This window comes from Streptomyces sp. NPDC001401, assembly GCF_042895385.1.
Lineage (GTDB): Bacteria > Actinomycetota > Actinomycetes > Streptomycetales > Streptomycetaceae > Streptomyces.
The window spans coordinates 310,233-336,547 of the sequence record NZ_JBIAWI010000011.1 but is presented as its reverse complement, the minus strand read 5'-3'; the positions used below and the strand labels follow the sequence as shown (position 1 = coordinate 336,547).

Genomic DNA, 26,315 nt, shown 5'->3' with positions numbered 1-26,315 from the left:
GTAGCTTCCAAGAGGTCGCACGTCGTTGATCGAGGAGGCCTCAGTGGACGATGCCGACAAAATCGCGGTGGTCGGGGTCGCGGCACAGGTCCCCGGCGCGTCTTGCGTTGACGCCTACTGGCTGAACCTCGTCCGGGGCATGGAGTCCGTGGCGGCGCTGAGCGACGAGCACCTGCGCGATCACGGCGTCTCCGAAGAGCTGCTGACCGACTCGGCGTACGTGAAGGCAGCCGCCCTGGTGCCGGGCGCGCAGTACTTCGACGCCGACCTGTTCGCCATGACACCGCGCGAAGCGCAGACCTGCGACCCGCAGATCCGGCTGTTCCTCGAAGCGGCCCACACGGCGATCGAGAACGCCGGCTACGACCCGACCACCATCGGTGCGGGCACCGCGGTCTTCGCCTCGGCCGGCGCGCCGCTCTACGACGAACACCATCTGCGACCCCAGAAGGACGGGATGGGTTTTCCCCTCTCCGACGTGGCGTCCCTCAATCTCGGCGGCTACATCGCCACCATGGCCTCGTACAAGCTCAACCTGCACGGGCCCAGCGTGACCGTGCAGACCGCCTGCTCCAGCAGCCTGATCGCCCTACACATGGCGTGCCAGTCGCTGCGCGTCGGCGACTGCGACACCGCGCTCGTCGGAGGGGCCAGCATCGACTTCCCGTTCGGGCACGGCTACCTCTGGTCGGAAGGAGGGGTCCAGTCACGCAGCGGCCACTGCAGCCCCTTCGACGCGGACGCCGACGGCACCGTGTTCGGCGGGGGCGCATGTGCGGTCATGCTGAAGAGACTTCCCGACGCCGTCGCCGACCACGACCACATCCACGCCGTGATCCGCGGCAGCGCGATCAACAACGACGGCTCCGACAAGGTCAGTTTCGGCGCGCCCAACGCGGCCGCGCAGCGTGCCGTGGTGATGGAGGCACTGGCGATGGCCGGTCTACGACCGGGCGACATCTCCTACGTCGAGGCGCACGGGACCGGCACCGTCGTGGGCGATCCCATCGAGATCAGCGCGCTGACCGACGCCTTCACCAGCCTCGCCGAGGAGCGACTCCCGGTGGGCAGCTGCTCCATAGGGTCGGTGAAGGGCAACATCGGGCATCTGGGACCGGTGGCCGGCCTGGCGGGATTCATCAAGACGGTGCTCGCGCTGGAGCACGAGCAGCTGCCGCCCAGCATCAACTACCGGTCGCCCAACCCCCGGATCGACTTCGGATCCTCCCCGTTCCGCGTACAGGACCGGCTCACCGCCTGGCCGCGGGACCCGGAGCGGCCACGCCGCGCGGGCGTCAGCGCCATGGGGATCGGTGGCTCCAACGCCCACGTGGTGCTGGAGGAGCCCCCCGCCCCCGCCCTCACACCCCATCGAGGGGAACCGCGTGCGGTGGTCTGGTCGAGCCCCACCGCGGACGCCGAGCCAGCCGTCCGGGGCCGCCTCGCCGATGTCTTCCTGCAGTCGGGGGAAGAGGTGTTCGCGGACGCGGTGGCGACCCTGCAGCACGGCCGCCGGACCCATCCGGTCCGGGCGGCGGCCGTGTGCACCGGTGCGCACGACGCGGCCACCGCCATGACGGCGGCGGACACCAGTCGCGTCCTCTCCTCACGGCAGCCGGTGACGGGTCCGCCGTCCGTCTGTCTGCTGTTCCCCGGTCAGGGTTCCCAGCACGTGGCGATGGCACAGGGCCTCTACCGGCGCGTGCCGAGTTTCACGCGTGCGCTCGACGAATGGCTCGACCGGCTGGACTGCCCCGACCTGCCGCTCCGCGACTGCTGGCGCGGCACCGCGGGGCTGGACATCAACGAGACCTCCCTCGCACAGCCTCTCCTGTTCGCCACCGAACTCGCCCTGGCACACATGTGGCAGCAGGCCGGAGTCCGTCCCACCGCGCTTCTCGGCCACAGCCTGGGCGAGTTGGCGGCCGCCACGGTCGCGGGAGTCTTCGCACCCGACGCCGCCGCCGCACTCGTCCTGGCCCGCGCCAGGGCGATGCGCGATCATCCCGCCGGCGGTGGCATGCTCGCCGCCGCGTCCAGTGCGGAGGCACTGCGCGACGTACTCGGCGGGACCGTCACCGTGGCCGTGATCAACAGAGCCGACCAGGTCGTGCTGGCCGGGTCGGAGGACGACCTCGCCGACGTGGCCGCGGAGCTCGCCGACCGTGGTGTCGCATGCACCCGGCTGCCCACGTCGAGTGCCTTCCACACGCCCCTGCTCCGGGATGCCGCCCGCGCGTTCGAGAAGGCCTTCAGCGGCGTGACCTTGGTGCCACCGGCCCTGCCCGTCCACTCGGCCGCCACCGGACGCGTCATCTCCGCGGACGAGGCCGTCGACCCCGCCTTCTGGGTCGATCAGCTCGTCGGGCCCGTACGGTTCGCCACCGCTCTGGACGCGCTGGCCGAGACCGGGCCCGGGGTGCTTCTGGAGGTGGGCCCCGGGCAGGTCCTCACCGAGCTGGCCCGCCGCCACGGGCGGGTCCGGGACGCCTCCGTCGCCGTCGTGCCGACGCTGCCGAAGAGGCGGGGCGGAACGGCTGCCGGTGACGACGCCCACCAGGACATGACCGCCGTGCTGACCGCCGCGGCACACCTGTGGACGGCCGGCGCCGACATCGCGTGGGAAGCCGTCGGGCAGGCTCCGCTCCGGCATCGGATCCCGCTCCCCGGCTATCCGTACCAGCGCAAGCGGCACTGGGTCGACGCGCCACCGGCCGCCCCCGCCCCCGTCATGACGGCGCCGGACGCGCCCGGCGAAGCGCACACGGCACCACCGCCGACCGCTTCGGGCGCCGTCCTCGAAGACCGTGAGACCGGCCCGTTCTCCTCCCTGGACTGGATCTCCTGCGCTCCGACACCACCCAATCTCACCCGGGCAGGGGCGACGGCCGTCGCCTTCCTCCCTGCCGCCGAGGACCGCGCGAACGACGTGGTGGCCGCGCTCGAGCGTGCCGAGATGCGCACGATCCGGATCCGTCCGGCCGACGCCTACCGCCACGGCGGCGACGAGTTCGCCGTCCGCCCGGGTGTCACCGCCGACACCGAGCAGGTCTTCGACGAACTCGCCCGCCGCGGCATCGAGGCCGACCTGCTGGTGCATGCCGTCGCCGCCGCCCCCTGGCCGGCGGCGACCACGGCCAACGTCCAACAGCAGCTGGACGACAGCTTCTTCAGCGCACTCGCGCTGGTCCGGCACGGGCTGCGGACCGGCGGGACGGGGCGTGTCCCCGAACTCATCGCGCTGACCTCGGGCGCGGTCGACGTCTCGGGAGCCGACCCGGTCGACCCGGTGAAGGCGAGCGTCCACGGACTCGTACGCACGCTGTCCGCCGAGCTTCCCCGGCAGCGCTGCAAGGTCATCGACCTCTCTCCGCGCACTCCCGTCGCCGAACTGCGGGACGAACTCTGCCGCGCCGATGGAGACCTCGTCGTCGCGCTGCGCGGGCGTCGCCGCTGGGTGCGCCGGGAAACGCCGCTGCAGGTGTCGCCGGACCACACGTCGGCCCTTCGTTCCGGAGGCGTGTACGTCATCACCGGAGGGATGGGCGCGCTCGGCCTGGCCACCATGCGCAGCATCGCCGCGACGGGCATCCGTCCGCGTATCGCGCTGCTCGGCCGCACCCTCCCCGCCACCGAAGAGCCCCTCGACACCTGGTCGGCCGACGTCACGACCGCCGTCCGCGAAGCCACCGCGCTCGGGGCCGAGGTCCGGCTCCTCGCGTGCGACGTGGGCGACCCGCGGCAGGTGCGGCGCGCCCTCGACATCGTCGCGGCCGCTTTCGGGCCGGTCCAGGGGCTGCTGCATCTCGCGGGCGTGGCGGGCAACGGGATCCTGCAGGCCCGCGACCCGGCGCAGGCGGCCGAGGTGCTGCGCCCCAAGGTGCACGGGACGTTCGCCCTCGCGGAGGCGTTGGCCGGCCGGCCCGAACTCGACTGGACCGTGCTGTTCTCGAGTCGCGCCGCCGTCGACGGCCTCGTCGGCGGCGGGGACTACGCGGCGGCGAACGGGGTCATGGACCTGTGCGCGCGTCCTGGTCTGTTCCCCGCGCGCAGGGTGCTGAGCGTCAACTACCCGAGCTGGACGACCATCGGCATGGCCAGCCGACCCGACGGCGCGCCCGCGGTCGGCGAACTGCACTGGACGACCGGGCTCGACGCCGCGGACACCTGGGCGCTCGACGAGCACCGGCTCGACGGCACCCCCGTCCTGCCCGGAACCGGCCATCTGGACCTGGTCACACGCGCATACGACCACACCGTGCCCGCGGCCGCCGATCTCGCAGCCGTGCTCTCCGACGTGGTGTTCGTCGCGCCCCTGACCGCGCGCCGGGCGCGGCGCGTCACCATCGCGTTCGCACCCGAGGGCGCCGGCCACCGCTTCGAGGTCCGGTCCCAGCCGGCGGACGACACGACCGCGCGGTGGGTCACGCACGCGACCGGACGGATCGAACGCCGGAGCGTCGAGGCGCCTGCCCGCGATCTCGCGACGCTGCGCCGGTCCACGCGTCCGACGGCCGGATCCGCAGCCGGGTCCTTCACGCTCGGACCGCGCTGGAACTCGGTCGTGGAAATCCGCCACGGCGCGGACGAGCAGCTGGTCGAACTGCGGCTCCCGCGGCGGTTCACCGATGATCTCCGCTCACACCCCCTGCACCCGGCACTGCTGGACACGGCCACCTCCGCGCTGCGGGGGTGTCCGGGGCCCGGCCCCGAGGTCCGCGCCGACGAGACGTATCTACCGTTCCTGTACCGCGCGCTCACGGTCTTCGCGCCGCTCCAGGAGGAGATCGCCGTCCACATCCGCAGGAAGGAGACCCGTCACGGACAGCTCGTGGCGGACATCGACGTGATGGGCTCCGACGGCCTCGTCCTCGTCGCCGTCGAAGGCTTCACGATACGGAAGGCGGACCGGACGGCATTCGGCGCCGGACTCGACGAGCGGAAGGACCAGGAGGCCGACCGCCAGGACCATGCAGGCATCGACCCGTCCGTCGGAACCGACATCCTGATGAGTCTGCTCTCCTCCCGCACCCCCGATCAGGTGCTGGTGCGCCCGCACCGAAACGGCCGGCCGGTGCCTGTGTCGGTGCCCGTGCCCGTGTCGGTGCCTGTGCCGCTGCCGGTGCCGTCTCCCGAGTACCCCGCTTCCCCGCGGCCGACCTCGCCCCCATGGCCGGCGGCACCGGCCGCCGGTGCCCCGGCGGACACGACGCCGGCCTCGACCTCGGACCGTCTGCGCGGCCTGTGGACGCGCATCCTGGGACACGACCGGATCGCACCCGACGACGACTTCTTCGACCTGGGAGGCGACTCGCTGACCGCGATCGACCTGATGGCGCAGATCAGAGAGCTGTTCGACATCGAGCTGACCGTCGGATTCCTCTTCGAAGCCCCCACCTTGGCCGAACTCGCCGAGGTCATCGACCAGCGGGTGCGGTGATGACAGTCGCACCGCACGCCTCTCCCGCATCCGAGTCCTCGACGGGGCCGGCACATCGCCTCACGCTGCACGACGACTGGTCGCTGTGGCGGCTGGCTGCCCTGCGCAGCGCGGGTATGCCGATCTCCTGGCTCGACGCGTTCGCGGTCCCCTCCTGCGGGGACGACGACTCCGACACGCGCAGCCGCGAGACCTCCGCGGCGGCGGTACGCTCCGTCGTCGCGCAGCCGGCCTTCCTCGAGGCTGTCACCTGGCAGAATCCGGCTCTCATCCGGAACTGGATGGGCAGCTTCGCCGCCGACCTCGCCGCAGGCGGAGACGGACGCCTCTCGCGCAGGGACCAACGCGAAGCGCTGGTCGCCTTCCTCGCCCAGCGCTACTGCGCCAAGAACGAGACCATCGGATTCTTCGGTCCGGTGGCCTGGGCGCGGTTCAGCGACGACCACCCCGGAATGCGTGCCGGCGGCACCTCCGGCCTGCGCAGCCGCAGCCTCTTTCGCGAGCACTGGGCCGTCGATGCGCTCGCGCGCGCCTTCGCCGCGCGGCCGGGGCTCCACACCCATCTGATCGCGCGACGCCACCCGGCATGCTCCTTCGACGGGCGCGTACTGCGCCGGCCACGACGCCGCCCGCAGCAACTGGACGCCGACGAGGCCGCTGTGACAGCTCTCCTCGATCGGCCGCGCCGGGTGGGTGAACTGCTGAGCGCCTACGGACCTCCCGAAGCGTGGCGGACCGCCGAGCAGGCTCTGGAGCGGCTCACAGCCACCGGTGCGGTCCTCGTCGGACTGCCCGTCCCGGTCACCGATCGGCCCGAGGACGTCCTGCGCGGGCACCTCGCGCAGATCCCGGACGAGAGGCTGCGCGACGGCCTGCTGACCGAACTCGACCAGCTCGACCGAGCCGTCGGCGCCGTCGCGGACGCGGCAGGCGACCCGGTCGCGCTGCGCGACGCCCTGAACCGTCTGGGGGCGGAGTTCCGGTCCCTGGCCGGGGTCGGCGACCAGCGCGCAAAACCCGATCGCGACCTCGGGCGGTGCATGGTGTACGAGGACTGCCGGCGGGACCTCGACGTCACCATCGGCACCGACCTGATCGACGACCTCCGTGCCCCGCTCGGGCTCCTTCTGGACACCGCCCGCTGGCTGGTACGCGAGAGCGGAGCGGAGCTCGATCGGGAGCTCGCGGCACGCGCGGACTCCCTGCGGGCCACCTCAGGGCGGCCGGTGGCCCTGTGCGACCTGGTGATGGCCTCCGGCGACATCCTCGGTGGACTGCCCGGCACCGCGGTCGCACGCGTCGCCGACGACTTCCGGGCACGCTGGGCTGAACTGCTCGCCACCGCTGTGGAGTCCTCGGCGTCCTCGGTCCGGCTCACCACCGAGGCGATGACCCCGCTCGTGCGCAAGCTGTTCCCGGCCGGCGCGGTCGGATGGCGTGCCGCCCGGCAGCACAGCCCGGATCTGATGCTCCGCGAACGCCCCGGCCACCGTCCGCAATGGGTGCTCGGCGAGCTGCACCTCGCTGTCAACACGCTGGAGAACCGCGCCTTCGCCACGCAGGCCGACGATCGTGCCGAACTGCGCGCGGCGACCGCGGCCGATTTCCCGGACGGCCGGTTCGTGCCCGTCTACCCGGCCGCGTCACCGGCGGTCACCTCACGCACCTACCCGCCTCTCGCCCTCGATCTTCCCGAGCTCTACCAGTACTGGTCCTGGACCGCGGACGAGGGCCATCCCTCGGGCCGGATGGCCCTGCCCGGGGCAGGACTGCTCGTCGAACAGGACGACAGCGGCCGGCTCCTCGTCCGCTCCGCCGACGCCGACTGGCGGGCACCGCTCACCGAGGTACTCGGCGAGTTCCTCACCGCGGTCGTCGCCGACCGGTTCAGCATCCGGCCCCGAGCCGGTCACCAGCCCCGCCTGCTGCTCGACGACGTGGTCATCGCGCGGGAAAGCTGGCACGTGCCGGTGTCGGACCTCCCCTACACCGTCGACAACGACTACCGCCATCGCACGCTGCGCCGGCGGCTGCAGGATCTGGGCATGCCGCGATGGCTGTTCGCCCGGACACCGGACCAGCCGAAGCCCTACCTCGTCGACCAGGACGCTCCGCTGTCCCTCCGCAATCTCGCGCGGGGTCTGCGCCGGAGCGTCGCCTCCGACGCCGGCGCCGCCATCACCTTCACCGAGATGCTTCCGTCCCCGGACGAGCTGTGGCTCGCCGGACCCGACGGCCGGCCCCACACCAGCGAACTGCGTGTGGTCGTCCACGACGACTCCCAGGTCCAGTCCCCGCTGACGACGCCAGATCGGACGGCATCCACATGACCGCATTCTCGTCGGCCTGGTTCAGCGACGTGATCAATCCGGACGGGGACGGACCTCTCGTGATCGCGCTGCCTTACGCCGGCGGCTCAGGGCGCGCGTTCCGTCCGTTGCACCGGCATCTGGACGGCGACAGCGTGCTGGTACTCGTCGATCTGCCGGGACACGGCCCCCGCATGTCCGAACCCTGTCTGCGCGACGCCGACGACGTCGTCACCGAGCTGCTCGATGCGATGGCGGAACTGCCGACGGAACGGATCGTGCTCCTCGGGTACAGCATGGGCGGGTGGCTCGCCTACGAGACGGCCGCGCGACTCGCCGACGCGGGAACGCCGCCCCTGGGCCTCGTCGTGTGCGGCACCCGCGCTCCCCAGAGCGGGATCGGGCACCCGTCGGTCACGATGCAGCCCCCCGGCAGGGAATTCCTCCACGAAGCCGTCGAGATGGGGCTCGCGGCCCCGGAGATGCTCGAAGTCCCGGGCATGGTCGAACTGTTCGCCGAGCCGCTGCACGCCGACTTCTCCGTGGTGCAGAGCTACCGCCACCGGCCACGCCCCCCGCTCTCCGTGCCGACCTGCGTCGTCGGCTTCGACTCCGACTGGCTGGTACCCGAGCCGTCGCTCCGGGCCTGGGACGACGTCTGCACGGCTCCCCTGCAGAGCCGCGTCAAGGGCTCCCACCTCGCGCTGCACGAGGACGAGACGGCGTTCGGCGCCGCGGTGGCGGCAGGAATCGCGCACATCACAGCGGTCCGTCCCGTGCGGTCGGTCACGCAATCCCGGCTGAACCCGGCCGCTGATGGGGCCGTCCACGAAGACGTCACCGCGGTGGGCCTCGTCGCGCGGACAGCGCGACGGACACCGGACGCACCGGCCGTCGTGGAGCAGGACCGTGTCGTCTACACCTACGAGGAGCTGCTGAGACTCTCGGCACAGGTCGCCGGGCTGCTCCACGAGCACCACGTCGCACCCGGACACCATGTGGCCTTCATCGGACGACGCCGCCCGGAATCCGTCATCGCGATACTCGGCACGGCTCTGGCGGGTGCCGCGTTCGTGCCTGTCAGTGACCAATGGCCGCTCGAACGGACCGCGTACGTCCTGCGCTCGACCGGGGTCCGCTGCCTTCTCGGATTCGCCGACGACCTGGCCCTGTTCGAGCAACTCACGGCCGTCTGCCCCGATCTCAGCGACGTCGTGCTCCTCGACGTCCCCACCGAGCGTCCTCCGCAGCCGCGCCACGCATCACCGCCCGCGGAACAAGCGGCCACCGAGAGCGACTTCGGAGCGATCGCCGATCACGTCATGGCCGAACAGCCGGGCACCGTCCTGCAGATCGGCCTGGGGCAGGGCGACCTGATGAAGCTCGTCGCCCCTCACCTGGGACTGTTCACCGCCGTCGACGCGGACCAGGAGGCGGTACGCACAGCGGCCGCGTGGGCCGAGGAGCACGGTGTGTTCGCCGACCTCGTCGTCGGACACCCGGAGCGCCTCGACGATCTCGTGTCGACGACCGTCGACGTGGCGGTCGTGCCCGCGGCGCCCTCCCCCGCGCTGCTGCGCGCCCTCGCGACGGTCGTCCGGCCCGGCGGTGCCGTACTCCTGCCCGGCCCCCTCCCCCACGGACCCGACCCTGCATGGGCGGTCGAGCCTCCGGCACCGGGCAGGCCGACAGGCGTACTGCGTCGGACAGACCTTCCGCCGGACACGGCGGACCGGTCCGCCGAGCGCATTCACACCCGATGGCATCTCGCCCGGCAGCCCGACTCCCCGGCGCCCGTTCCGGCCGCTCCGGGCGACGTCGCCTACGTGATCTACACCTCGGGCTCCACCGGGCGCCCCAAGGGCGTCGCGGTCAGCAACAGCGCACTGCTCAACACGCTCTCGGCCTCCGCCGACCGGTTCGCCGTCCGGGCCGACGACACACTCCTGCAGGTGACGTCGTTCTGCTTCGACCTCTCCATCTTCGACGTCTTCGGGGTACTGTCCGCCGGAGGCGCCCTGCGCATCGCGGGCGACGCCGAACTCGCCGAACCCAGAGTGCTCGCCCAGGTGCTGCTCGACGAGGAGATCACCCTGTGGAACTCGGCACCCTCGATGTTCGCCTGGCTCCTCCCGTTCCTCACCGACAGTGACGCGCCCCGCCGGCAACAGAAGTCGCTGCGCCTGATGTTGCTCGCCGGCGACTGGATCCCCGTGTCCATGCCGGACGAAACCCGTGAGGTCTTCCCCGAGGTCCGGATCGTCAACCTGGGCGGAGCGACCGAGACCGCGATCTGGTCGTGCTTCTACGAGATCGACACCGTGGACCCGCAGTGGCCGAGCATTCCCTACGGACTCCCGCTGAAGGGCTCGCACTACTACATCCTCGACGACCGGCGACAACCCACCGCGCCCGGCGAAGTCGGCCAGATCTACACGGCCGGTGCGTCACTCGCTCTCGGGTATCACGGAGACCCCGCACAGACCGCACGGAGCTTCGTCCCCGATCCGTTCCGGCCCGGTCAACGCATGTACGCCAGTGGCGACCGCGGCCGCTGGCTGGCGGACGGCCAGATGCAGTTGCTGGGCCGGATCGACCACCAGGTGAAGGTGCGCGGGTACCGCGTCGAACTGGAGGAGATCGAGGCCGTGATGGCCGATGCGCAAGATGTCCGGTCGGCCGTCGTCGTCACCTGCGACCGTGACGGGAACCGGACGCTCGCAGGCTTCTACACCTGCCGCGGAGCCGGCACGTCCGGTACCGAGATGCGCGAGCTGCTCGCATCCCGTCTTCCGCCCTACATGATCCCGAGCCATCTCGGCCGCCTGGACGCACTCCCCCTCACCCCGAACGGCAAGGTCGACCGGGCAGCGCTGGCACAGCTCGCGATCAAGGCGGATCCGACCGCCTCCCCCGGAGGTCACCGATGACCGGCCCCGACAGCAGTCTCACCCGTCGGCTGCACGCCATCTGGACCGACCTGCTCGGCGACACCGGACCCGATGCTGGATTCCTCGAAGCGGGCGGACACTCGGTGCTGGCAGCCAGACTCGTCGCGCGTATCGGCACCGAGCTCAGTGCCACGATCAGCCTCGCCGCCCTCATCAGGGACAACCCTTCACTCACCGACCTCGTCGCGCTGGTCGAGCAGGCCAGGCACGAACCCGCCGCGGCCGCCACGGCCGCTCCACGTCCTTCCGTCCCGGAGACCACGGCCGGCCGTGAACCGGAGTCGGAGCCCCTCTCACCTGCCATGCGCAGGATCTGGACGTGGCACCAGCTCTACCCGGACTCCCCCGCCTACAACGTCGTACGGGTGCTCACGCTCGACGCCCAGGTGCAGCCCGTACCGCTGCGCGCCGCTCTTGCGGACGTGGCCGCCCGGCATGAAGCCCTGCGCTGCCACGTCGTCGAACCCTCCCCTGCCTGTCCCGAGATCGTCCTCGACGAGGCGGTCTCCGTACCGCTCGTGATCGACGTCGTGCGCGGCACGGCACACGACGACGTGGCCGACCAGGTCGACGCCGCACTGCGGCGGATCGCCGACCGGCCGATCCCCCTCGATGCCGGACCCTTGTGGCGGTGCGGCCTCGTCTGGTCGCCCGGCACCGGGCGCACCTGGATCGCCTTGGTGATGCACCACCTCATCAGCGACCTGCGCTCGTCGGACATCGTGCTCGACGACCTGGCCACCGCCTACGCGGCCCGCCGGGCCGGATCCGCACCGCAGTGGCCGCGCCCGGCCCCCCGCCTCCTCCCCCACCTCCGCCGCCAAGGCGGCCTCGTCGGCTCCGCGCGGTGGAAGGCGGACCTCGACTGGTGGGGTCGGCTGCTTGCCGCCCGCGCCCGCACCACGCTGCCCGCGCCCGCCCCTCTCCCGGCCGGGCCCGACGAGCACCAGGCCACCACCCTCACCGTCGACCTCCCGCCCCGGGCCGGCCGGGCCGTGGACGCGTTGCTGCGCAGCGCCGGAGTCACGCCGGCCGTCTTCTTCCTGACCATCGCCGCATCGGTGCTCGCGGCACGCTCCGGCGGCGACCCGGGTGTGTTCGGCGTGCCGAGCGTGCGGGTCACGGAGCCCGCCGACGAGCAGACCGTCGCCTTCCTCCTCGACACCCTGCTCCTGGACCCCGGCCATCCCGCCGCGGACGGGCGCAGCGTCCTCGACGCGTGCGCGGCGACACGGCTCACACTCCTCGACGCCGTCGATCACGCGACGCCCACCTACGACGAGATCCTCGATCGCCTGCAGCTCCCCCGCACCTCCCGCAGCCCGCTCGTCCGTCTGTGGTTCAACGACCTCACCGGAGCAGCTCCACCGGCACGCTTCGGCGGGCAGTCGAGTGCCGAACACGACCTCGCACCCGGGTGGGCGCTGTTCGACCTCAGCCTGTACGTCAAACGCACCGCTGCCGGTTACCGCCTACACTTGGTCGCCCCGCAGGGATCAGCGCCGCACGACGTCGCCGACCTCACCGAATTCGCCGAGCAGGTGGCACAGGTCTGCTCAGCCGCCGCGACGGACCCGCAGCGCCGCCTCGCCGAACTCCTGCCGTCCACGCGAACCGGCTGCCCCGGCACCGAACCGCTCGCCCTCGGTCATGCGCCGTCGACGGTCGACCTCCTCTCTCGTACGGCAGCTGAAGAGCCCTCCGCGCCCGCTCTCGACACCGGCGACGGAGTCCTCGACCGGCACACACTCGACCGCGCCGTCACCACCCGCGCGGCACGATTGCTGGAAACGGCTGAACCCGGAGCCCTGGTCGCCCTGCCCGCCCGGCGGGACCGGCTCTTCGTCGAGCGGCTGCTCGCCTGCATGCGCGCCAGGGTCACCCCAGTGCTGCTCGATGCCGCATGGCCACCGGCTCGCCGGGACGCAGCGGCTCGCGGCAGCCACGCCTCCTACGCCTTCCCCCTGGACGACGGCCCCCTGCACACGCTCCCGGCACCACCCCGGCAGGCGCCCGGTCTCCCGTCGGCGGCACATGTGCTCTTCACCTCCGGCACGACCGCGGATCCCCTCCCGGTGTTGATCCCGACACCCGTGACCGACGCCGCGGTGGCCGACCTCGTGCCCTGGCTCGGCGTGGGCGCCGACGACCGCATCGCCCTGCTCAGCGGCCCCGCCCACGACCCTGCCCTGCGCGACATCGGCCTCGCGGTACGGACGGGAGCATGCCTCTGCCTGCCGACGCCGAGTGAGCAGGCCGACCTCACCGGCCTGGCCCACTGGCTGCACGCCCAGCGGATCAGCGTCCTCAGCGCGACCCCGAACCTGCTGGCGCTCGTCCTCGGCGGAGACCCGAACGCATCGCTCCTCCCCTACCTGCGTCTCGTCATCTGTGGCGGCGCCCCGCTCACCACCGCGACGGCGGCGCTGATCAGGTCGCGGGCCCCGAAGGCCGTGATCGTCAACGGCTACGGATGCGTCGAGATCCCGCAGCTGGCGGTCGCCCACCGCCTCGACCCCGACGACCCGCTCCCCGACACCTCCCACGTACCCATCGGCCGCCCGCTGCCCGGCAGACGGGTCGAGCTGATCACCGAGGACGGGCGCCGGTGCACCGACGGAGAACGCGGTGAACTCCTCGTCGGCGAGCCGTGGATCGCGTCCGGATACCTCGCCGACGCGCCCGAGCGGTTCGTCACCGCACCCTTCCGTCTGGTGCGCACGGGCGACCTCGCGCAGCGTGACGCGACCGGGCTGTTCCACCTGGTCGGCCGCCTCGATCGGCAGGTTCTGGTCAACTCCCACCGCGTCCTGCTCGACGAGGTCGAGGCCGCGGCACGAGGCTGTCCCGGGGTCGCGGACGCGGTGGCCGAACTTGTCGGCGACGAAGACCACCAGGCGCTGCGGCTGTGGGTACAGCCCCGGGCTGCGGAGGCACGTCCGGCAGAGGCCTTCGTACGCGCGCATCTCACCGAGGTGCTCGCTGCGCCGGCAGTTCCTGCCACGATCTCGATCGTCGACCGACTGGAACTGTCCGCGAATCTCAAGCCCGTCGCCCCTGCCGCGGGAGCACAGGCCGCTCCTTCCGCGGGGTCCCCGGTGTCACCCGACGACCGGCTCCAGGGCACGGCAGCGTCCGTACTGGGCCACCCGGTCTCCCCCACGGCCAACTTCTTCGACGCCGGCTTCACCTCGATCACCTTGCTCCAATTCGGGGCGGAGTTGAGCACGGTCCTCGGCCGGCGGCTGGACCCGCTCCTGCTGTTCCGGCACCCGAACCTGCGCGCGCTCGCTGCCGCTCTCAATCTGACCGCCCACACCCCTGCGGAGCCGGGCAACACACGTCACGGCAGTCCGGCACCCCGGAACCCCGACGGGACCAGCCACCACGACAGCCGCGAGCGGCTGAGGGACGCTCGGCGCCGGGCCATGCAGCAGATCCGCTCATCCACGGACCGGTGAGAGGCCCTGGGACGATCTTGCTCCCCCAAGTCAGCCCAGGAAGCACAACCGCACTTGACGGTTGACATTGTCTTTATTGGGTGTCGAGGAGACGGAAGGGCACTGTCACGTTGGCGAGGCCGGTGAGATGATCTTCGTCGGGTTGATCGTCTCGGGGAGGGGCCCGGCTGTGGAGAGTGCGGCGCCGTCGTACAGGGGCCACCGGTACCCGGTGGAGGTCATCTCCCACTGTGTGTGGCTGCACTTCCGGTTCCCGCTGTCCTACCGCGAGGTCGAGGAGTAGATGCTCGAGCGGGGCCTCGAGGTCTCCTACGAGACCGTCCGCCGGTGGTGCGCCAAGTTCGGGCAGGAGTACGCGAACGCGCTGCGCCGGCGCCGCCCGCGGCCCGGCGACAAGTGGTACATGGACGAGGTCTTCTTCAAGATCAACGGGAGGATCCACTACCTGTGGCGGGCCGTCGACCAGGACGGCAACGTCCTCGACATCCTCGTCCAGTCCAAGCGGAACGCGAAGGCCGCGAAGAAGTTCTTCCGCCGCCTCCTCAAGGACCTTCAGTACGTGCCGCGGGTGATCGTGACCGACAGGCTCCGCTCCTACAGGGCCGCCCACCGCACCGTCATGCCCTCGGTGGAGCACCGGAGTTCGAAGTATTTGAACAACCGCGCTGAGAACTCGCACCAGCCCACCCGGCAACGGGAGAGGGCCACGCGGCGCTTCACCAGCCCCGGACACGCCCAGAGATTCCTGTCCGCCTTCAGCAGCATCTCACCCCACTTCCGGCCCCGCCGCCACCTGCTCACCGCCCGCGAATACCGACACGAAATGACCGAACGGTTCCGCACCTGGAACGAGGCCACCGGCTGCCTCACGACCGTCTGACAGCGGCCGACGAGCGAGAGAAAACGCGCCCCGACACACCCTTCACATCAGCCACCCCCAACAACGTGACAGTGCCCGGTCCACTCCTTGTTCAGTGCCAGTCTCATGGTGCGCGTTGTCTCCATCGTCAACTGCTGTCCCGTGAGGGCGGTTTCGCCTCGCTTCTATGGTCTCAGGCCCCACCGACAATGGCATGTCCATGTTGTCCCGATTTCCCCGAGCCGGGCCCTGGGGATGTCATGGCTGCCCCTCCCCCGGGGCCTGCGACGTGTCCGGGCCCGTGCCAGCAGGCGCCACTGGCCCGCCCGAGGCCTTGCGGGAGTGCAGCCCGCAAGTCGCACAGCTATCTGGACCTCGACACCGGGCTCGGCTTCGACTCGCAGATCGTGGTCAAGGTGAACGCGCCGGACCTGCTGCGCCGCCAGCTCGGCTCGCGCCGCTGGCAGGGCGACCACCTAGCGATGGGCACCAACGTCGACTGCCATCAGCGCGCCGAGGGCCACTACGGCCTGATGCCGGGGATCATCTCCGCCCTGCGCGACCACGCGAAACCCCTTTTCGATCCTGACGAAGGGCACGCTGATCCTACGCGACCTGGACCTCCTGGTGCAGGCCTCCGAGGTCACCGACGTCGGCATCTCCGTCTCGGTCGGCTTCACCGACCCCGCGCTGTGGCGCACGGTGGAGCCGGGCACGCCCCCCGAGCGCCGCCTGAATGGTTCATGGCCTGGCTGGCGCAGCACCACCCGTATCTGGTGCGCCGCTACGAGCGGCTGTACGCCTCACGGGCGCCCGGTCGCAGATGCAGCACCAGCGGTGTGACGGAGGCGGCCCCGGAGGCGGCGATCGCGCGCACGGTGGCGCGCAGCTGGGCCGGGTCGTCGCTGAGGAACGGGATCACCGGGGCCATCAGGACACCGCAGTCGATGCCGTGCTCGGCGAGAGCGCGTACGAGCTCTGGTGGTCGCCTACCCGCAGGTACTCACGTGCTGCCCGGATCGCCGCTGCCGTCGCCATGGCTCCTCCCCGTCACGTACGGTCGTTCTATGGCACCTGAGAGGTCTACCGTAGGTGTAATCATGACCGTGGACGACGACCCGGGAGTCTCCCGAGCCGTCGCTCGCGACCTGCGGCGCCGCTACGGCGAGTCGTACCGGATCGTGCGCGCGGAGTCCGGCGAGTCCGCGCTGGATGCACTGCGGGAGCTGAAGCTGCGCGGTGATCTCGTGGCCGTGATCCTGGCCGACTACCGCATGCCGCAGATGAACGGCATCGAGTTCCTGGAACAGGCCCTGGATGTGTATCCGGGCGCGCGTCGGGTGCTGCTGACCGCGTACGCGGACACCAGCGCAGCCATCGACGCGATCAACGTCGTCGACCTGGACCACTACCTGCTCAAGCCCTGGGACCCGCCCGAGGAGAAGCTCTACCCCGTCCTGGACGACCTGCTGGAGGCGTGGCGCTGCAGCGACTTCCGGCCGGTGCCCAGCACGAAGGTGGTCGGGCACCGCTGGTCGGCGCGTTCCTCCGACGTACGGGAGTTCCTGGCCCGCAACCAGGTGCCGTACCGCTGGTACTCGGCGGACGAGCCCGAGGGGAAGCGGCTACTGGCGGCGGCCGGGCAGGACGGGCAGCGGCTGCCGCTCGTGATCACCCCGGACGGCACGCCCCTGGTCGAGCCGGAGGCACCCGAGCTGGCCGCGCAGGTGGGGCTGGCGACGACGCCGGCGGAGGACTTCTACGACCTCGTCGTCATCGGCGGCGGGCCCGCCGGGCTCGGTGCCGCCGTGTACGGGGCGTCGGAGGGGCTGCGGACCGTGCTCGTGGAGCGCTCCGCGACCGGCGGGCAGGCGGGCCAGAGCTCGCGGATCGAGAACTACCTGGGCTTCCCGGACGGCGTGTCGGGGGCGCAGCTCACCGACCGGGCCCGGCGGCAGGCGGCGAAGTTCGGCGCCGAGATCCTCACCGCGCGCCAGGTGACGGGAGTCGAGGTCAACGGGGCCGCGCGGACGGTGCGGTTCTCCGACGGCTCGGCGGTGGCCGCGCACAGCGTGATCCTGGCGACCGGCGTGTCGTACCGGCAGCTCGACGCGCCGGGCTGCAACGACCTGACCGGCTGCGGGGTGTTCTACGGCTCGGCGCTGACCGAGGCGGCCTCCTGCCAGGGCCACGACGTGTACATCGTCGGCGGCGCCAACTCGGCCGGGCAGGCGGCGATGTACCTGTCCCGGGGCGCCAAGTCGGTGACACTGCTGGTGCGCGGGGCCGACCTGTCGGCGTCGATGTCGTACTACCTGATCCAGCAGATCAACGAGGCGCCGAACATCTCGGTACGCGCGCGTACCGTCGTCGAGTCGGCGCACGGCTTGGGCCGTCTGGAGCAGCTCACCCTGCGTGACACGGAGACCGGCGAGACCGAACTGGTCGACGCGCAGTGGATGTTCGTGTTCATCGGCGCGGCCCCGCTGACCGACTGGCTGGATGGCACGGTGCTGCGCGACGAGCACGGGTTCATCCTGGCCGGGCCCGACCTGACCCCGGACGGGCGGCCGCCGGCGGACTGGGAGCTGGACCGGCCGCCGTACCACCTGGAGACCAACATTCCCGGCGTGTTCGTGGCGGGCGACGCGCGCGCCGAGTCCGCGAAACGGGTCGCGTCCGCCGTCGGAGAGGGAGCCATGGCAGTCATGCTCGTCCACCGGTATCTGGAGCAGTCGTGAGCGGGCAGGTGATGCCCTGCAGCCCGCAGGAGATCGGTTCGCTGTTCCTGTTCGAGAAGCTCACCCCCCAGCAGCTGGGGCGGCTGTGCAGCGAGGGGCGGGTGGAGCGCTTCGAGGCGGGGCCCGTGTACACCGAGGGCGAGCCCGCCACCTGCTTCTTCGTGATGATCGAGGGCACCGTCGTGTTGTCCCGCCGGGTCGGCGGCGACGACGTGGAGGTCACGCGTGCCTCGCAGCCCGGGGTGTACGCCGGGGCCATGCAGGCGTACATCAAGGACCGGGTCCGGCAGGTCTACAACAACTCGATGCGCGTCACGGAGCCGACACGGTTCTTCGTGCTGCCCGCCGACACGTTCGCGGCCATCATGCAGGAGTGGTTCCCGATGGCGGTGCATCTGCTGGAGGGGCTGTTCTTCGGCTCGAAAAGCACCCAGCGGGCCATCGGGCAGCGGGAACGGCTGCTGGCACTGGGCTCGTTGTCCGCCGGGCTCACCCACGAGCTCAACAACCCGGCGGCGGCGGCCGTGCGGGCCACCGCGACGCTGCGCGAACGGGTCGCGAAGATGCGGCACAAGCTGGGCGTCATCTCCTCGGGCCCGTATCCGCGCGAGGCCCTGGCGAACCTCATCGAGGTCCAGGAGCGCACCGCCGAACTCGTCGCCAAGGCGCCGACGTTGAGCCCGCTGGAGGCCGCGGACCGGGAGGACGAACTCACCGACTGGCTCGACGACCACGGCATCCCGGACGGCTGGCGGCTCGCGCCCACGTTCGTGCAGGCCGGTCTGGACGTCGACTGGCTGGACCAGGTCGCGGCGGACGTGGATCCGGAGATCCTGCCCGGGGCGATCGGCTGGCTCAACTACACGGTCGAGACCGAGCTGTTGATGGACGAGATCGATGACTCCACGACGCGCATCTCGCACCTGGTCGACGCGGCCAAGCAGTACTCGCAGCTCGACCGGGCCCCGTACCAGAACGCCGACGTCCACGAACTCCTCGACAGCACCCTGCTGATGCTGTCGGGCAAGATCGGCTCACGGATCGAGGTCGTCAAGGACTACGACCGCACCCTTCCGAAGATCCCGGCCTACCCGGCGGAGCTGAACCAGGTGTGGACCAACCTGATCGACAACGCGGTCCACGCCATCAACAGCACCGGCGGAGAAGGCACGTTGACGGTGCGGACGGCTCTCGACCACGACCGGCTGCTGGTGGAGTTCCGCGACACGGGGCCCGGCGTGCCGCAGGACATCCGCGGCCGCATCTTCGACCCGTTCTTCACCACCAAGCCGGTCGGCGAGGGCACCGGGCTCGGTCTGGACATCTCCTGGCGGATCGTCGTGAACAAGCACCACGGCACCCTCCAGGTGGAGTCCGAGCCCGGGGACACCCGCTTCCAGGTCCTCCTGCCCCTGACCGCGACGGACGACGACACACCGGAGGAGCCCGCATGACCAGTGCCAACGCCATCGACCCCGGCATCCCGCCGAGCGGCAGTGGGTGCGTCGAGTGCGACGCGGCGGGCGGCTGGTGGTTCCATCTGCGGCGCTGCGCGCAGTGCGGGCACATCGGCTGTTGCGACGACTCGCCCGCCAAGCACGCCACCGCCCACTACCGGGACACCGGCCACCCGGTGATCCGCAGTTTCGAGCCCGGCGAGGGCTGGTTCTGGAACTTCGACACCAACGAGTTGTACGAGTCCGGGCCCGACCTCGCTCCCCCGGTGAGCCATCCCGCGGACCAGCCGGCGCCGGGGCCGGCGGGGCGGGTGCCGGCGAACTGGGCCGAGACGCTGCGCTGAGCGCTCCGCTGGAAGAACGGCGATGAACCCGCGGGCCGGTGGGGGCTGGTCGCGCAGTTTCCCGGGCCCCTTCCGGGGCGCGGTACTGCACCGGGCTTCACCGAGACCGCATAGACCGGCACCGGGCCTGACCTCCCCGTCCGCAGGCTGCGTTGTCAGTGCCGCGTGCCAGGATGGATCCGTGCCGCAGACCATGTTCACCACACCGCTCATCGGCCGGGACGACGAGATCGCCCGGCTCGCCGGGATGCTGGAGCGTGCCCGCGGCGGGGAGGCCCGGGCCGTGCTGCTCGCCGGGGACGCCGGGGTGGGCAAGACCCGGGTGCTGGACGAGGTCGCCGGGCGGGCCGCCCGGGCCGGGATGACGGTCCTCACCGGTCACTGCGTCGATCTCGGTGACGTCGGGCTGCCGTATCTGCCGTTCACCGAGGTGCTGGGCGTGCTGGCCGCCGACGACCGGTTCGCGGACGCGCTGGCCGGGCATCCGTCGGTGGACCGGCTGCTGGGTGCGGGCACGGAGGCCGTGCGGGATGTGGGCGGGCGGCTGCGGCTTTTCGAGGGCATGGCGGGGCTGCTGGCCGATCTGTCGGAGATCGCTCCGCTGCTGCTGGTCCTGGAGGACCTGCACTGGGCCGACCAGTCCTCCCGGGACCTGCTGCGGTTCCTGCTCAGCCGCGGGATCCTGCAGCGACCGGCCGGCGGTGCGCCCACGCACCGGCTGGCGGTGTTCGCCTCCTACCGGGCCGACGACCTGCACCGCCGCCACCCCCTGCGCCCGCTCCTGGCCGAGCTGGTGCGGCTGCCCGCCGTGGAGCGGGTGGAGCTGCGGCCCATGGCCGACGCCGAGGTGACCCGGCTGGTGCGCGCGCTGCAGGACCGTCCGCTGCCGGAGGCCACGGTCCGCGGGATCGTCGAGCGCGCCGAGGGCAACGCCTTCTACGCGGAGGAACTGCTCGCGGCCACGGACACGGAGGCGGGCGGCGTCCCCAGCGGGCTGGCCGACGTCCTCCTCATCCGCATCGAGCAGCTGTCCGACACCGCCCAGCAGGTGCTGCGCACGGCCGCCGTCGCCGGGCGGCGCGTGGAGCACGACCTGCTGCGCGAGGCGGTCGGGCTGCCCGAGGACGAACTGGAGGCGGCGCTGCGCGAGGCCATCGGCCGCCAGCTCCTGGTCTCCGGTGACGGCGACACATACACGTTCCGGCACGCCCTGGCCCGGGAGGCGGTGTACGCGGATCTGCTGCCGGGCGAACGGGCCCGGCTGCACGGCGCGTTCGCCCGGCTGCTCACGGGGCGCGGGCACCCCGCCGAGAGCGCCGCCGAGCGCGCCCACCACTACCGCGAGAGCCATGACCTGGCCGAGGCGCTCGCCGCCTCGCTGGAGGCAGCCGGACACGCCGAACGGGTGGGCGCGCCCGCAGAGGAGCTGCGGCACCTCGAGGCCGCCCTCGACCTGTGGGCGTCGGTGGATCCGGCGGCCCGGCCCTCGGGCGATGGTGTCGACCGGGTGACGCTCACGCTGCGCGCCTCGGCGGCGGCCGCGCACGCCGGGGAGTCGCACCGGGCGGTGTCCCTCACCCGGGCCGCGCTCGCCGGCGTCGGCCAGGACACGGAATCCGAACTCGCCGCCCAGGTCCGGTACACGCTGGCCGGCAATCTGATGAGCGTCGACAGCCTGACGGCCGCGTTCGCCTACAGCAGCGAGGCGCTCGCCATGATCCCCGCCGAGCCGCCGACCCGGACCTGGGTGTGGGCGGCGGCCACGCATGTCATGGCGGCCCGCCACATAGGGGAGAACGAGACGGCGCTGCGGGTCGCCCGTGAGGCCCTGCGCGTGGCCGAGCAGCTGCGGGTCGCGGACGCGCAGGCCGACCTCCTCATCTCGCTGGCGATCCTGGAGGGCGGCGGCCGGCGCACCGCCGAGGGCCGTGAGCGGCTCAAGGAGGCCCGGGAGCTGGCCCGGCAGGCGGGGAACGCGCCGGTGGAGATGCGTGCCCTGTTCAACCTCGCCGTCGGCTGCTTCGAGTCGGGTGACCTGGAGGGCTGTGTGCCGTGGGTGACCGAGGGCCTGGACCGCGCCCGCCGGGCGGGGCTGCTGTCGTCTCCGTATCCGCTGGAGATGCGCTATCTGCATCTGCTGGTGCTGTACACGCTGGGCCGCTGGGACGAGTGCGTGCGGGCGGCGGCGGCCGATGCGGCCCTGCTGCCCTCGGCGGGCGGGTACGCGATGGGACCTGCGCTGTATGTGGCGCTGGCCCGAGGCGACCTGGGTGCCGTCGAGCGGGCCCGGGTCCTGCTGGAGGGACCCTTCGACTGGATGGCCACGCTGGTTGCGGGCATCGCGCTGACCGAGGCCGCCGTGCTGCGGGGTGAGCCGGAGGCCGCCGTGGAGCGGACGCGGGCGACGGTCGACGCGCTGACCGACGACGCGGGCCACCTCCCCTACGCCTCCGTCCGGCTGGCGGCGCTCGCCCTGTCGGCGGTCGCCGACGCCGCGGTGGAACTGCGCTCGTCCGGCGGCGAGTGGCACCGCTGGAAGGACACCGCGGACGAACTGGTCGAGCTCGCCCGCCAGTCGGCCCTGCACGGCGAGGACGGCGCCGCCCAGGGCCCGGAGGGGCTGGCCTGGCTGGCCCGCGCCGAGGCGGAGTGGGCGCGGGCGGTGTCCGGGCCGGACGCGGCGGCCTGGGAGAAGGCGGTGACCGCGTTCGGCTTCGGCGACGTGTACGAGCGCCTGCGCTGCCAAGTCCGGTTCGTGGAGGCCCTGTTGGCGGCCGAGCGGCGCGAGGAGGCGGCCGTGCAGGCCCGCGAGGCGAGAGCGGTGGCCGGGCGGCTCGGCGCGGCGCCCCTGCTGGAGCGGATCGACGACCTCATACGCCTCGGCCGCCTCGCCGACGCCCCGTCGGACGGGGAGCGCACCTCGCCGCTCACCGCCCGCGAGCAGGACGTGCTGCGGCTGCTTGCCCGCGGCCGCAGCAACCGGCAGATCGGTGAGGAGCTGTTCATCACCGGCAAGACGGCGAGCGTCCACGTCTCCAACATCCTGGCCAAGCTGGGTGCTTCGAGCCGTACGGAGGCGGTGGCGATCGCCTACCGGGAGGGGCTGCTCGCACCGGAGCCGACGGCGTCCGGCTGACCTCGCTCGCCGGGGTGCCGGGCGGCGCAGTCGAGGCTCGTCAGATCGACGGCGTCGGCCATGGCCTGCATCCCCTTGTCGTTGGGGTGCAGATGGTCGCCGCCGTCGAAGACGGGAAGAATGCGCTCGGGGTCGTAGGGGCTGCGGAGGATGTGGTCGAAGTCGGTGACGGCGTCGAACTCGCCGCTGCTGCGGATGAATTGGTTCACTTCTCCGCGTACCTTCTCGCCGGCCGGATCCCATTCCGGCCAGCCCTTGAAGGGGGCGACGGTCGCGGCGACGACGCACTTGCCGGCCGCGTGCACCCGCTCGACGATCTCGCGGTAGCCGGCGATCAGGTCCTGGGCGGTGACTCCGGTATGGGCCTTGATGTCGTTGACGCCCTCGAAGAGGAAGACGGTGCGGACGCCCGGCTGGGTGAGGACGTCGCGCTGCAGACGTTTCAGGGCGCTCTGGCCGCCGCCGTCTGCCAGGACCTGGTTGCCGGAGATCCCCTCGTCCGCGACGCCTTTGACGTGGGTGCCGGCGGACCGCAGCCGGCGGGCGAGGTAGTCGGGCCAGCGGCGGTCGAGGTCGGTGGTGGACTGCCAGCCGTCGGTGATGGAGTCGCCTAGGGCCACGACCGCTGCGGTACCGGCGGGCGGGCGTACGGAGACGGCGTCCAGGTAGAACCAGGAGCCGATCGTCTGTGTCCAGTGGGCGGCGCTCTCCTCGGCGGTGTGGTCGCCCTGGCTCGTGTAGGACGTCTGCATGGCCATTCCGTGGCCGGTCGCGGGGCCCGCCGCGTCCGGTGAGTGGATGCTGACCACCAGGTCGGTCGCGGCGGGGAGTCTGCCGGGCAGGGGGTCGCTGAGGGCGGCGGCGCCCGCGGGGACGGTGACGGAGCGGGCGCCGCGGAAGGTCAGCCGGTGGTTGCTGCCGGGGACGAGTGCGGCGCCCTCCTGCCGGAGGCCGGCGTAGACGCTGTCGAAGGTCACCGGCCGGTCCCCGAAGGCGTTGGAGAGCCGGATCCGCAGGTTGCTTCCGGCCGCGCTGGTGTGGACGACGAGCCGGTAGCCGCGGTCGGCGGCCGAGTCGCCCATGTGGTCGCCGCTCGCACCCCAGGTGACGACGTCACGGCGGTCCGCGGGCGCCCCCACCACGATGAACTCGGGCCGGTCGGCGGACGCGTGTACCGGTGTGGCCTGGACGGCACCGGCCAGCAGCAGAAGGGCGCCCAGGCGGCCGGCACGCACGAAGCGGGCCCTCACCGGGCGAAGTCCCTCAGCGTGACGGAGCCGCCGGGTTCGAGGCTCACGGACCGGGACGTGTCGCCGTGGGCCACTGTCGTGGTGCGGCCGCCCACGCTGCGGATCCGTGCCTCGGTCGGCTTCCCGTCCTGCCAGCGCAGGTCGACGACGAAGCCGCCACGGGCCCCGATGCCCCGCACCGAGCCCGCCTTCGCCCAGGCGTCGGGCAGTGCGGGCAGGAGTTCCAGGTGGCCGGGGCGGGATTGCAGGAGCATCTCGATCACGGCGGCCGGTGTGCCGAAGTTGGCGTCGATCTGGAAGACGCCGTTGCCCGGTCCCAGTTCGTAGATGTCGAAGAGGTTGGCGGCGGTGCCGTTGCTGCCGTCGGTCGAGGGGCGGAGGTTGTTGACGATCAGCCGGTAGGCGTTGTCGGCGTTCTTCAGGCGGGCCCAGCACAGGCTGCGCCAGGCGTTGGCCCAGCCGAAGCTCTCCATGCCGCGGGCGGTGAGCAGGGCGGTGGCTCCGGCCACGATGTCGGCCGGGGTGGAGCCGTCGGGGCGGATGCGGTCGCCGGGGAACAGTCCGATGAGCGGCGACAGATGCCGGTGGGTGGTCTCGCCGAGGTTGTCGGGGCTCATCCACTCCTCCAGCCAGCCGGTCTTCGGGCTCACCTGCGGCAGATACAGCCGTTTGCGGAGGCCGGAAATCGTCGCCGCGTACGTATTGTCGCACTTCAGTTCGGCCGCCGCAGTGCAGTAGTTGCCGAACAGTGCCCACACCAGTTCCTGGGCGTAGGTGATCCCCTTGGCGTCGAGCGGGCCCTGCTCGGGCGACCAGTCACTGTCGGCGATCAGGACCTCGCGCGAGGTGCCCGGGAGGGTGGTGGTGAGCAGCCGCGCCTCCCAGAACTCGCAGGCGCCCTTGAGGAGGGGGTAGATCTTCTCGAGATGGGACCGTGACCGCGTGAACTCGTAGTGGTCCCAGAGCGTGTTGCACAGCCAGGCGTTGCCCGCGGGGTGCCACCACCAGCCGCCCCCGCCGTAGGGGTTGGTGGAAATGGCGACCGTCCAACCGGCATTCCTGCCACTGGTGTTGCGGTAGCGGTTGCGCGAGTCGTTGAACAGGCGGCGGGTCAGGTCGGTCCACGACGGGACCTGGGCGACGCAGTAGTCGGTGAAGGCGTCGAAGCACGCGGAAAGGCCCGCCCGGTCGGCCATCCAGTAGTTCATCTGGATGTTGATGTCGGTGTGGTAGTCGCCCATCCAGGCCGGGTCGTTGCCGTCGAGCCACAGCCCCTGGAGGCCCAGTGGCAGACTGCCGCGCGACCCGGAGATCATCAGGTAGCGGCCGAACTGCACGTAGGCGGCCTCGAGTTCGGGGTCGGGCTCGCCGCTCCCGGTCCGGGCTTTGATCCGCTCCCAGGTGTCCAGGGAGCGCTGCTGCGCGGACGACGTGCCGAGCGAGATGTCGAACTTCCCGAACAGGGCGCGATGGTCGGCGACATGGGTGCGCAGCAGGGTGTCTGCCGAATGGGCGGCGGCGTTGCGGACCTTGTCGCGCGCCAGCTTCCGAGGATCGAGGGAGGGGTCGCGATAGCCCTTGGCCGCGTCCGGCGCGTAATTGGTGCCGCCGCTCACCACCACGGTGAGGTCCTTGCAGCCGGCGAAGGCGATCTGCGAGCCGCTGACGGTGACGCGGCCTCCGGTGCCGTATGCGGTGACGGCGGCTGCGTACTTCAGGCCGTTGGCAAACGTGGCGCCGAACGCGACCGAGGCGCCCTCGCCGTGGGTGCCCTCCAGGGTGACGGTGCCGGTGTAGCGGCCGCCTCCGCTCTGGGTGAAGTGGAGGACGATGACGTCGTCGGGGTGGCTGGCGAAGATGCGCCGCTGGTAGGTCACGCGTGAGCGGACATACGACGCGGTCACCACGCCCTGGGCGAGATCGAGGGTGCGACGGTAGCCGGAGACGGCGCCGAGGTCGTGGTCGGGGATGTCGACCGTGAGCCGCCCGAGCAGGGTGAAGGAACCGAAGTTGTCACGCTCGTAGGGGAATTGGCCGTCCGCGTCCTGCTCGTCGTTGAGGCCTCCGGTCCACAGGGTGGCGTCGGTGAGGAGGAGGAGTTCGCGGCCAGGGTCGTTGCCCGCCAGGGCGCCGAGGCGGCCGTTGCCGACGGGGAGCCCCTGTTCGATCATGGAGTTGTCGTCGGCGGGGGCCTGCCACCAGAGCGTGTCGGGTGAACTGCCGTCGTACGAGGCCGAGTCGACAGGCCTTTGCGGGGCCGCGGAGGCGGTGAAGGCGGGGAGGGCGGCCAGGGCCGCTCCGGTGCTCGCGGCGAGGGCGATGAGGTTGCGTCTGGGCAGCAGGTGGGACGGGTCGGTGGTCATGGCG

At 71.8% G+C, this 26,315-nt stretch carries 10 protein-coding genes and 3 pseudogenes; 10 read left to right on the top strand and 3 right to left on the bottom strand.

The genetic code is table 11. From position 1 onward, the window contains the following. Positions 1 to 43: 43 nt before the first annotated feature. From ACFY10_RS33260 to ACFY10_RS33235, 6 genes and pseudogenes are all read left to right on the top strand, one after another. Positions 44 to 5,440, top strand: a complete 5,397-nt coding sequence (locus ACFY10_RS33260; protein ID WP_390668931.1) for an SDR family oxidoreductase — start codon at positions 44 to 46, stop codon at positions 5,438 to 5,440. Then, entirely contained in the window at positions 5,440 to 7,770 is a 2,331-nt protein-coding gene (locus ACFY10_RS33255) for a lantibiotic dehydratase (protein WP_390668930.1), read from the top strand. Before ACFY10_RS33260 ends, ACFY10_RS33255 begins: the two co-directional genes overlap by 1 nt. Beyond that, positions 7,767 to 10,679, top strand: a complete 2,913-nt coding sequence (locus ACFY10_RS33250) for an AMP-binding protein (protein WP_390668929.1) — start codon at positions 7,767 to 7,769, stop codon at positions 10,677 to 10,679. Before ACFY10_RS33255 ends, ACFY10_RS33250 begins: the two co-directional genes overlap by 4 nt. Then, the gene (locus ACFY10_RS33245) at positions 10,676 to 14,161 is read left to right on the top strand and encodes an AMP-binding protein (RefSeq protein WP_390668928.1); all 3,486 of its coding nucleotides are present in this window, start codon (positions 10,676 to 10,678) and stop codon (positions 14,159 to 14,161) included. Before ACFY10_RS33250 ends, ACFY10_RS33245 begins: the two co-directional genes overlap by 4 nt. A gap of 127 nt (positions 14,162 to 14,288) precedes the next feature. Further along, positions 14,289 to 15,041 (top strand): annotated as a pseudogene (locus ACFY10_RS33240) (IS6 family transposase). 326 nt (positions 15,042 to 15,367) lie between these two features. Further along, a pseudogene (locus tag ACFY10_RS33235) lies at positions 15,368 to 15,743 on the top strand (radical SAM protein); the annotation flags it as partial. A gap of 79 nt (positions 15,744 to 15,822) precedes the next feature. On the opposite strand, the pseudogene ACFY10_RS33230 reads toward ACFY10_RS33235, so the two are convergent. After that, positions 15,823 to 15,993: pseudogene (locus ACFY10_RS33230) on the bottom strand (radical SAM protein); the annotation flags it as partial. Positions 15,994 to 16,087: 94 nt separating this feature from the next. Here ACFY10_RS33230 and ACFY10_RS33225 point away from each other — a divergent pair. From ACFY10_RS33225 to ACFY10_RS33210, 4 genes are all read left to right on the top strand, one after another. Further along, positions 16,088 to 17,761, top strand: a complete 1,674-nt coding sequence (locus tag ACFY10_RS33225; protein ID WP_390668927.1) for an FAD-dependent oxidoreductase — start codon at positions 16,088 to 16,090, stop codon at positions 17,759 to 17,761. Further along, positions 17,758 to 19,215, top strand: a complete 1,458-nt coding sequence (locus ACFY10_RS33220) for an ATP-binding protein (RefSeq protein WP_390668926.1) — start codon at positions 17,758 to 17,760, stop codon at positions 19,213 to 19,215. Before ACFY10_RS33225 ends, ACFY10_RS33220 begins: the two co-directional genes overlap by 4 nt. Further along, positions 19,212 to 19,562 carry a UBP-type zinc finger domain-containing protein gene (locus ACFY10_RS33215; protein WP_390668925.1) on the top strand — a complete coding sequence of 117 codons (351 nt, stop codon included), beginning with the start codon at positions 19,212 to 19,214 and terminating at the stop codon, positions 19,560 to 19,562. Before ACFY10_RS33220 ends, ACFY10_RS33215 begins: the two co-directional genes overlap by 4 nt. 193 nt (positions 19,563 to 19,755) lie before the next feature. Next, the gene (locus ACFY10_RS33210; RefSeq protein ID WP_390669005.1) at positions 19,756 to 22,698 is read left to right on the top strand and encodes an AAA family ATPase; all 2,943 of its coding nucleotides are present in this window, start codon (positions 19,756 to 19,758) and stop codon (positions 22,696 to 22,698) included. Here the strand turns inward: ACFY10_RS33210 and ACFY10_RS33205 are convergent. Beyond that, a complete protein-coding gene (locus ACFY10_RS33205; protein ID WP_390668924.1) occupies positions 22,653 to 23,948 on the bottom strand; it encodes an SGNH/GDSL hydrolase family protein in 1,296 nt (431 codons plus the stop codon). The genes ACFY10_RS33210 and ACFY10_RS33205 overlap by 46 nt on opposite strands. After that, positions 23,945 to 26,311, bottom strand: a complete 2,367-nt coding sequence (locus ACFY10_RS33200) for a glycoside hydrolase N-terminal domain-containing protein (RefSeq protein WP_390668923.1) — start codon at positions 26,309 to 26,311, stop codon at positions 23,945 to 23,947. Before ACFY10_RS33200 ends, ACFY10_RS33205 begins: the two co-directional genes overlap by 4 nt. Between the last annotated feature and the right edge of the window lie 4 nt (positions 26,312 to 26,315).

What these genes read in the sequence shown, in the direction of transcription:
- ACFY10_RS33210 (WP_390669005.1), top strand. Translation starts at nt 19,756, where the DNA reads ATGTTCACCACACCGCTCATCGGCCGGGACGACGAGATCGCCCGGCTC.
- ACFY10_RS33225 (WP_390668927.1), top strand. Translation starts at nt 16,088, where the DNA reads ATGGCACCTGAGAGGTCTACCGTAGGTGTAATCATGACCGTGGACGAC.
- ACFY10_RS33215 (WP_390668925.1), top strand. Translation starts at nt 19,212, where the DNA reads ATGACCAGTGCCAACGCCATCGACCCCGGCATCCCGCCGAGCGGCAGT.
- ACFY10_RS33200 (WP_390668923.1), bottom strand. Translation starts at nt 26,311, where the DNA reads ATGACCACCGACCCGTCCCACCTGCTGCCCAGACGCAACCTCATCGCC.
- ACFY10_RS33245 (WP_390668928.1), top strand. Translation starts at nt 10,676, where the DNA reads ATGACCGGCCCCGACAGCAGTCTCACCCGTCGGCTGCACGCCATCTGG.
- ACFY10_RS33250 (WP_390668929.1), top strand. Translation starts at nt 7,767, where the DNA reads ATGACCGCATTCTCGTCGGCCTGGTTCAGCGACGTGATCAATCCGGAC.
- ACFY10_RS33255 (WP_390668930.1), top strand. Translation starts at nt 5,440, where the DNA reads ATGACAGTCGCACCGCACGCCTCTCCCGCATCCGAGTCCTCGACGGGG.